At 62.5% G+C, this 8,032-nt stretch carries 7 protein-coding genes; 2 read left to right on the top strand and 5 right to left on the bottom strand.

Going from position 1 to position 8,032, the window contains the following annotated elements; genetic code table 11:
• The 5 genes from AC1DX3_RS23095 to AC1DX3_RS23075 all read right to left on the bottom strand — a co-directional run.
• On the bottom strand, positions 1 to 462 hold a 462-nt coding region (locus AC1DX3_RS23095; protein WP_476991708.1), incomplete at its 3' end, for an alpha-L-fucosidase.
• Between the two features lie 106 nt (positions 463 to 568).
• Positions 569 to 1,306: a GntR family transcriptional regulator gene (locus AC1DX3_RS23090; RefSeq protein WP_476991707.1), complete on the bottom strand. Its 738-nt coding sequence runs from the start codon at positions 1,304 to 1,306 to the stop codon at positions 569 to 571.
• Positions 1,307 to 1,466: 160 nt separating this feature from the next.
• Complete coding sequence (locus AC1DX3_RS23085) at positions 1,467 to 2,711, bottom strand: ROK family protein (protein WP_476991706.1); 1,245 nt, start codon at positions 2,709 to 2,711, stop codon at positions 1,467 to 1,469.
• Between the two features lie 8 nt (positions 2,712 to 2,719).
• Positions 2,720 to 3,568, bottom strand: a complete 849-nt coding sequence (locus AC1DX3_RS23080) for a GntR family transcriptional regulator (RefSeq protein ID WP_476991705.1) — start codon at positions 3,566 to 3,568, stop codon at positions 2,720 to 2,722.
• 3 nt (positions 3,569 to 3,571) lie between these two features.
• On the bottom strand, positions 3,572 to 4,399 hold the full coding sequence (locus tag AC1DX3_RS23075; protein ID WP_476991704.1) for a copper homeostasis protein CutC: 828 nt from the start codon (positions 4,397 to 4,399) through the stop codon (positions 3,572 to 3,574).
• Positions 4,400 to 4,828: 429 nt separating this feature from the next.
• Between AC1DX3_RS23075 and AC1DX3_RS23070 the strand changes: the two genes are divergently transcribed.
• Positions 4,829 to 5,833 carry an SIS domain-containing protein gene (locus AC1DX3_RS23070; protein WP_476991703.1) on the top strand — a complete coding sequence of 335 codons (1,005 nt, stop codon included), beginning with the start codon at positions 4,829 to 4,831 and terminating at the stop codon, positions 5,831 to 5,833.
• Between the two features lie 31 nt (positions 5,834 to 5,864).
• Positions 5,865 to 7,946: an alpha-L-fucosidase gene (locus AC1DX3_RS23065; RefSeq protein WP_476991702.1), complete on the top strand. Its 2,082-nt coding sequence runs from the start codon at positions 5,865 to 5,867 to the stop codon at positions 7,944 to 7,946.
• Positions 7,947 to 8,032 lie beyond the last annotated feature (86 nt).

Below are 8,032 nucleotides of genomic sequence, written 5' to 3'. Positions count from 1 at the left end.
GTCCCAGGGCGACAGGTAGACGCCGAATTTCAGACCGTGCGCCCGGCAGGCGGCGGCCAGCTCGCCGACGATGTCACCCTTGCCGTCCTTATAGGGGCTGTGTTTGATGCAGTGGTCGGTATAGGCGGTCGGCCATAGGCAAAAGCCGTCGTGATGTTTCGCGGTGATGATCAGCTGCTTCAGGCCGCCGGCCTTGGCCGCCGTCACGATCTGGTCGGCGCTAAAATCCGAAGGGGCGAAAATCGCCGGGTCTTCGTCGCCCAGCCCCCATTCGCGATCGGTGAAGGTGTTGACGGTAAAATGGACGAAGGCATAGGTCTCCAAGCCTTGCCAGGCCAGTTGCCGCGGTGACGGCGTGGCGCCGTAGGGGAGGGGACCACGGGCCGCAGCGAGCGCGGGGATGGCCGTGACGCCGGCTGCGGCGGTGCCGGCGATGAGCCAATGTCTGCGCGTGAGGGTCATACGGTCCATTTTCCACCTGTCGCGTCAAATTTGTTATGACAACTACAGCAGTTGCCCGGAACCTTGGCAACCGTAAAAATAATTTCGAATATAAAAAAATAACGGCCTAACCGTGATTAAGTTCGGACATCAGGTCGTAGGCGTCGCCGCGATAATAGGACTGGGTGAATTCGGCCGGCCTGCCGTCGGCAAGAAAGCCGCGGCGTTCAATCAGCAGGCCGGGGGCGCCGACAGAAATCCCAAGCAATTCCGCCTGTTCGGCATTAAAGGCGACGGCGCGCAATCTTTGCAAGGCGCGCACCGGGCGGGTGCCGTTGCGCTCCAGGGCTTCGTACAGCGAGTCCTTGACGGCATCGAGCGACGGCAGGCAGTCGGCCGGAACCGTGGCATAGTCGAGGCCCATGGACGAGTCGTCGGCGAAGCGCAGGCGATTGAAACGATAGACCAAAGTCCCCGGCGACAGGCCCATGGACAGCGCTTCTTCCGGGTTGACCGTGCCCGACGATTTCGAGATCCAGGTGCTGCTCGGCTTGCGGCCGCGCGAAATCATGTCCTCGGTAAAGGACGACATTTTCGAATAGCTCTTTTCGACGCGTTTGGCGACGAAGGTGCCGGCGCCGCGGCGGCGCGTCAGCAGACCTTCATAGACCAGGCCGTCGACGGCCTTGCGCACGGTGATGCGGGAGACGCTGAATTGCTCGGACAGTTCGCGTTCCGTGGGGATGGCGTCTTCCGGGCTGAGTTGACCTGTTTTAATGGCCTGTCGCAGGGCTGCCTGGAGCTGGAAATACAAAGGATCGGACTCATTGGTCATTGCCGCGCCCAAAGCTTTCAACGACGTCATGGAGTCTCCCGAACGCATATGTTCAAAGGGCCCGCGGGGAAAGATCGCCCGCCAATAATAGCCCACTTTTATATATGATATGAAAGTGGTCAGGTCAAACCGGAAATAGGTTATACTGTCACGCCTGGTATCTTCCGAAACGGCGCATGGGCAGCCCATGCTACCGCTCGCCGTGCTGCCAGAGACCTTCGAAGGAGAGTATGGCGGCACCGACCGCCGCCGGATTTTCGCCAAGACGGGCCGGACGGACGATCATTTTGGACCAGGCGACATCGAGATTGTGTGACAACCGCGCATTCAGGGCCAGGCACAACTTGTCGAGCAGGACCGGCGGCAAGCGGCCGCCGATATAGATGGCGTCGGGGTCGATACCGCAGAAGAGGGTCAGGATCGGCAGATAAAGATGGTCGGCCACGGATTCGACCCACGGATCGGCCAGGTGCAGCTGGGCCGGCGGCAAGGCGGCCAGGTCGGCGGGAGACCTGGCCAGGACGCCCTGTTCGTAAAGGTCGTCATAAAGATCTGACAACAGGACGGTATCGCCGACCGTGTGACGCAGGTCCGAGCGTCGCGGACGGAACGGATTGACCTTGGGCAGGAAGCCGATCTCGCCGCTGCGGCCGTGGGCGCCGCGGACATAGTGGCGATTGATGACCAGGCCGCCGCCGAGGCCGGCGCTGATCAGAACGTAGAAAAACGAATCGGATTCCAGCCCGCCGCCGAAATGCATTTCGCCGATGGCCGCCGCGGCGGCGTCGTTTTCGACGCGGACGGGAATGTCGGTGATGTCGGCGAGAAAGGTCTCGGCCTTGACCTCTGTCCAGGCGCTGAAGGCCGCCGGCTGGCCCGGAAGGCGGACGCGCCCGAGATCGTCGGGCAGGGCCACCCCTATGCCGACAATCTTGTCCATGGGGATCAGACCCGAATTGACGACCTCCGCCAGCGACTCGCTGACGAACTGCCGGACGTAGTCGGGCAGGGCGAATTTGATTTCCTGGCTGAACGTGGCGCGCTGATAACCGGCGAAATCCAACACCACCAGGGTAACGTGATCGCGGTCGACATTGAGCCCAAGGGAAAAGGCGCCGCCGGGATTGACCGTCAGGGGTGTTGCCGGTTGACCGCGATCGCCGCTGGTTCGGCCGGCGCCGCGCAGCAGGTCGCGCGCCAGAAGCCCTTTGGTGATGGTATAGATGCTGGGGGCGGTCAGCCCGGTCAGCTCGGCAATCTCGGGCCGGGTAATAGGGCCGTCGGCCCGGATGGTCTGGAGGACGAGTTTCTTGTTATGCTCGGCGGCGTCGAGCATGTTGGCGCCGCGAATTTGGCCGGCCTGATCGTTCACCTGGCGCGGAGACGACCGCTTGGTAAAGGATGGTGGCTTCGATAAGCGGTTCGGGTTGGTCATGACAAGACTCAGCCTTCCATTGCCGCCATGTCGTTGTCAACAGGAGCGTCAACTGGGGCGCGCCGTGGTTTTGCGGTCCGAGACGTCGTATGGGGAGAGGCGGGAGGCCCGGGCGTCTCGGACGGAATGGTCAATTCGGACACCATGTCGGAGGCGTCGCCGCTATAATAGCCGATGGTGAATTCGGCCGTTCGGCCGTCGCGGAGGAAGCCGCGCCGTTCGATAAAGAGCCCGGCCGAGCCGGGTTCGACGCCCAGCAAGCCGGCTTCGGTCGCCTGCAGCAAGACGGCCCGCAAACGCTGGAGCGCGCGCACCGGACGATGCCCTGTCGCCTTGAGAGCGGCGTAGAGCGAGTCCTCCACGGCCAGTTCCGACGGCAGGCAGTAGGCGGGAACGACCGAGGTCTCGATTGCCACGGGCCGGTCGTCGACCTGGCGAATGCGCTGGAAGCGGTAGATCCCGGCGCCCGGCGACAGGCCGAGCGACATGGATTCGTCCGGTGTCACCCAACCGGCTTCGCGGCGGATCCACACGCTTTGAGACTGGCGGCCGCTGGCCATCATGTCTTCGCTGAACGACGACAGGTTGGCGAGATTGCGTTCGCAACGCGGGGCGACGAAGGTGCCGGAGCCCTGACGGCGCATCAGCAGGCCTTCCACCTCAAGGTCCCTCAGGGCCTTGCGCACGGTCATACGCGATATCTGATACTGGCTGGCCAGTTCGCGTTCCGTGGGCAGCACGTCGTTGTCGGCCAGGCTGCCGTCCAGTATGGCCTCGCGCAGGGCGCGGCCGAGTTGCAGATACAGGGGGCCGTGATCGCTGACATGAAAATTAGGCAATACTTCGAAAAAGGACATGGTTTATCTCCTTCGTTGATCTTGCTGGCGTTGATCTTGCTGGCCATGATCTTGCCGGGCAGCAGGGGCATCCGCGAAGGTGGCGAAAGGGCGGTCAAGCGCATTGCGCAAAGCCCTGACGAGTTCGGGATCGGTCTCCCGCTGGCGCCGGCTGGCGAAACCGAGTGTCACTGCCCGCTCGGAGCCCGGCGCGTCTTCGCGGCTGCACGAGGCGTGGATGGAAAAGACGTCGCTGCGTATGAAGTCGTGCACGTTCGCCGCATCGATACCGCCACCGGCGAGAATCTCGATGGCCGGTCTTGACGGATCGGCATGGGCAGCCTTGACCAGGCGGCCGATCATTGGCAGGCCTTCGAGCGCCGAGGCCTGGCCCCCGGAGGTCAGGATGGTGTCGATGCGCAAATCCTGCGCCACCGTCAGGGCCTGGAGATAGTCGGGAACCAAATCGAAACTGCGGTGAAGCGTCGTCTTCAATCCGCTGCTGCGGGAATGATTGGTCAGGCGGTACAGAACGTTTTCGTCCAACATGCCGCCGGGGCGGTTGGCGCCGAAAACGACGCCCTCGAGACCGGCGGCCGCCACCGCGTCAATATCGTGCAGCATGATGTCCAGTTCGTCGTCATTATAGGTGAAGCCGCCGCCGTGCGGACGAATCATGACGCGCGTCGGGCAGTCTGTCTGGGCGGCAAGTTGCATCATGCCGGTGCTGGGCGTCAGCCCGCCGACGGACAGGCCGGCGCATAGTTCGATGCGGTCGGCGCCGTAGGTGGTGGCAATTTCCAGGCCCTTTGCCGTATCGACGCAAACCTCGAGCAGAATGGACGCGCTCATCCGTTAACCCGCACAGGATTTGGAGACTGGATCAGACACTTGCCCTTGTGAGATAAGGGTTGCGACAAGATTGAGTCGCCGCCTTGCCCCGGAAGCGATGGATGTTTCTGACGAGAAGAAACCTGTAACATGAGGTTATGCTTACCAATACGTGATTTGTCATAACAAATAAGCGGCCGTTTGAGTTCTGTCTATAGAAACCTTTTTGAATGTGAAAGTTCGGTTCGAAATTTCGAACACCGTAACGGTCTTACCGCTCAGCGACTCGCGCGTCGGAACATCAGACGTAACAAATATTCTATCAATTATAATTATAGAATTAATTTTGCAAATATGGCCTAATGTGCTTTAAAGATTGGGTCTGCCGCTTTTCAGAAGGCCAATTCCCATGTCTTGCGAAAGCTTGTCGCACACCGTAGCGCGATGATCATGAAGCATCCCGACCGTACGCTCATGTTCCAGGAGGCTCGCGACGCCGCGAAGGCCGTCGAAAATCTTCTGCGACAGAATGAAGATGTATTAAACCGGGTGGCGACGCGGTTGCGCACCCATCCGCCCGCCGTGGTCATGACGTGCGCGCGCGGATCTTCGGACAATGCCGCCACCTATGGCAAATATCTGATCGAGACGCGATTGGGTATTCCAACGGCCTCGATGGGCCTGTCGGTGACGTCGATCTATGACGCGCCCGTGGCGATACCGAACAGCCTGTGTTTGGCCATTTCCCAATCGGGACGCAGTCCCGACCTGCTGGCGGCGGTCGCGGCCTACAAACGCGGTGGCGCCTTTGTTCTGGCTCTGGTCAATGATGCGGAGTCACCCCTGGCGGCATTGGCCGACGAGGTCATCGCCCTGAGCGCCGGCGGCGAGCATTCCGTTGCCGCGACCAAGTCCTTTATCGCTTCGTTGGCGGCCGTCGCGGCCCTGGTGGCGGCCTGGACAGGGGACAGGGCGTTGCAAGCGGCCCTCGACGTCCTGCCGGAAGCCTTACGCGCAGCGTTCGACCAGGACTGGCCCGAGGGTCTGGATACCCTGACGCGGGCGCGCAACCTGTTTGTGCTGGGGCGCGGTTTGAGCCTCGGCATCGCTCAGGAAGCGGCCTTGAAACTCAAGGAAACCTGCGCCCTGCATGCCGAGGCCTTCAGCGCGGCCGAGGTTCGTCACGGGCCGATGACCATTGTCGGCAAGGGCTTTCCGGTTCTGGCCTTCGCTACCTCGGATGCCGCGGGCGAGGGGGTACGGGCAACAAGCGCGGAATTCGGCGAGCGCCTGGCCCACACCCTGGTCATGGAGACGCCGGCGCCGACCGACATCGCGCTGGAGCCGATCCTGATGATCCAGCGGTTTTACCGCTTGGCCAATGCCCTGTCCGTGGCGCGCGGCCTCGATCCCGATGCCCCGATATATTTGAAAAAAGTCACGCAAACCCTGTAATATCAGCCTTTACAGCGGAGAAGCCCGTATCATGACGCCTTCACGACGTGCCGTGGTTCAATCGATCGCCGGCGGGCTTGGTTTCGCCGTAACCCCTGTCGGCGTCATGGCCGCCGCCGTGGCGCCGACGCCCTATGGCGCCGTGCCCTCGCAGCGCCAGATGGCCTGGCAGGCCATGGAGTTCTACGGCTTCCTGCATTTCACCGTCGATACCTTCACGGACCGGGACTGGGGCCTGGGCGACGAAGATCCGGCCATTTTCAACCCGACCGACTTCGACGCCGACCAGATCGTCGCCGCGTGCAAGGCTGGCGGCATGAAACAGTTGATCCTGACCGCCAAGCATCATGACGGCTTTTGCCTGTGGCCCAGCGCCTATACGGAGCATTCGATCAAGAACAGCCCGTTCCAGGGCGGCAAGGGCGATATCGTCCGCGATATCAGCCGGGCCTGCGCCCGGGCCGGGCTGAAATTCGGCGTCTATCTGTCGCCATGGGATCGCAACCATGCCCAATACGGCCAACCGGAATATGTTACCTATTACCACAACCAGCTGACCGAGTTGCTGAGCAATTATGGGCCTATCTGGGAGGTCTGGTTCGACGGCGCCAATGGCGGCCTGGGTTATTACGGCGGCGCCCGCGAAACGCGCACCATCGATGCCCCCACCTATTATCAATGGGCGGAAACCTACGGTATCGTGCGGCGGCTGGCGCCGCACGCGGTCATGTTTGCCGATGCCCATACCGAGGTACGCTGGGTCGGTAACGAGGCCGGCGTGGCGGGTGATCCGTGTTGGCCGACCATGAGCGGCCTGCCGTTCACGCCGGAACTGGGCAATTCGGGCATTCGCGGCGGCAGCCTGTGGAACCCGGCGGAGGTCGACGTCTCGATCCGCCACAGCTGGTTCTGGCATGCCGACGAGAACGACAAGGTGCGCTCGGTCGCCAATCTGCTGAAGCTGTACCTGACCTCGGTCGGGCGCGGCGCCTGCCTGCTGCTGAACGCGCCGCCCGATCGCCGCGGGCGCATTTTCGAAGCCGATGTCGCGGCCTTGAAAGGCTTCCGCGATCTGCTCGATCAGACCTTCAGCCGCAACTTCAACTCAGGCGCCCAGGTGTCGGCCAGCAGCGTTTTCAGCAAGGCGTTTGCGGCCGCTCATGTTCTGCAAAAGGGGCGTGCATGGGCGGCGCGCGAGGACGACAAGGCCGGGGCGTGGATCGCGCTCGACCTGGCCGCGCCGGCGACCTTCGACCTTATCCGCCTGCGCGAAGACACGCGTTACGGTGTGCGCATCGACGACTATGTCGTCGAGATCGAGCAGGACGGGCAGTGGACCGGCATTGCTCAGCATACCTGCATCGGCGCCCAGCGCGTGATCCGTCTGGACGCACCGGTGACAGCGCAAAAGGTGCGGTTGCGCATCCTCAAGGCGGCGGCGTCGCCGGTCATCTCCGAGTTCAGCCTTTATCGTCTGCCGGCGATCGTCGAAGATCCGGTGATTAGCCGCGACGATCAGGGCACGGTGACGATCACGGCGGGCGCCGATTGCCGTATCGTCTACAGTATCGACGGGGCAGTACCGGCGACAGCCTATGACGGGCCGGTGGCCTTGCCGGGCGGCGGTACCGTGCGCGCCATGGCCACCCGCGTAGCGACGGGCCAGGACAGCGCCGTGATCAGCATCGATTACGACGTCGTCAAGACCGGCTGGCGCATTGTGTCGTCGAATGGCGACGCTCCGAACGTCCTGCTGACCTGGGATGAATCGCCCGACGGCGACATGTGCAGCGCGCCGGCCGGCCAACCCCTGGACGTCGTCATCGACCTCGGACAGATCTACGACCTAAAGGGCTTTACCCTGCAACGCGGACAGTGGATGCTTTATGGCGGCGCGGCGCCGGCCGCTTACAGCGTGTGGGTCAGCGAGGACGGCCAAACCTGGGGAGATCCCGCGGCCGAGGGCGATTGCAGCCAACTGGCCGATTGCCGCTCGCTGCGCCGCTTCCCGTTTGCACAAGGCCATCGGGGTCGGTATCTGCGCGTCCACCTGCCCAAGGCGGTGAATGAAAAGCCGATCGTCTCTATCGCCCGTATCGGCATCATGGTGTGAAAATTCGCCCTGTCCGGGGCTTTTCGCTATCGCCTCCGTCGGGAAGATTGCATAACCGACCCGTCCTGTGAATCAGCGCCCGAGGA

Source organism: Asticcacaulis sp. P2_B1 (assembly GCF_056404915.1).
The sequence above is the reverse complement of the archived record's forward strand: the minus strand, read 5'-3'. Positions and strand labels throughout refer to the sequence as shown.

Coding starts and splice junctions, on each gene's coding strand:
- AC1DX3_RS23090 (WP_476991707.1), bottom strand. CDS start 1,306: ATGACGTCGTTGAAAGCTTTGGGCGCGGCAATGACCAATGAGTCCGAT.
- AC1DX3_RS23085 (WP_476991706.1), bottom strand. CDS start 2,711: ATGACCAACCCGAACCGCTTATCGAAGCCACCATCCTTTACCAAGCGG.
- AC1DX3_RS23080 (WP_476991705.1), bottom strand. CDS start 3,568: ATGTCCTTTTTCGAAGTATTGCCTAATTTTCATGTCAGCGATCACGGC.
- AC1DX3_RS23075 (WP_476991704.1), bottom strand. CDS start 4,399: ATGAGCGCGTCCATTCTGCTCGAGGTTTGCGTCGATACGGCAAAGGGC.
- AC1DX3_RS23070 (WP_476991703.1), top strand. CDS start 4,829: ATGAAGCATCCCGACCGTACGCTCATGTTCCAGGAGGCTCGCGACGCC.
- AC1DX3_RS23065 (WP_476991702.1), top strand. CDS start 5,865: ATGACGCCTTCACGACGTGCCGTGGTTCAATCGATCGCCGGCGGGCTT.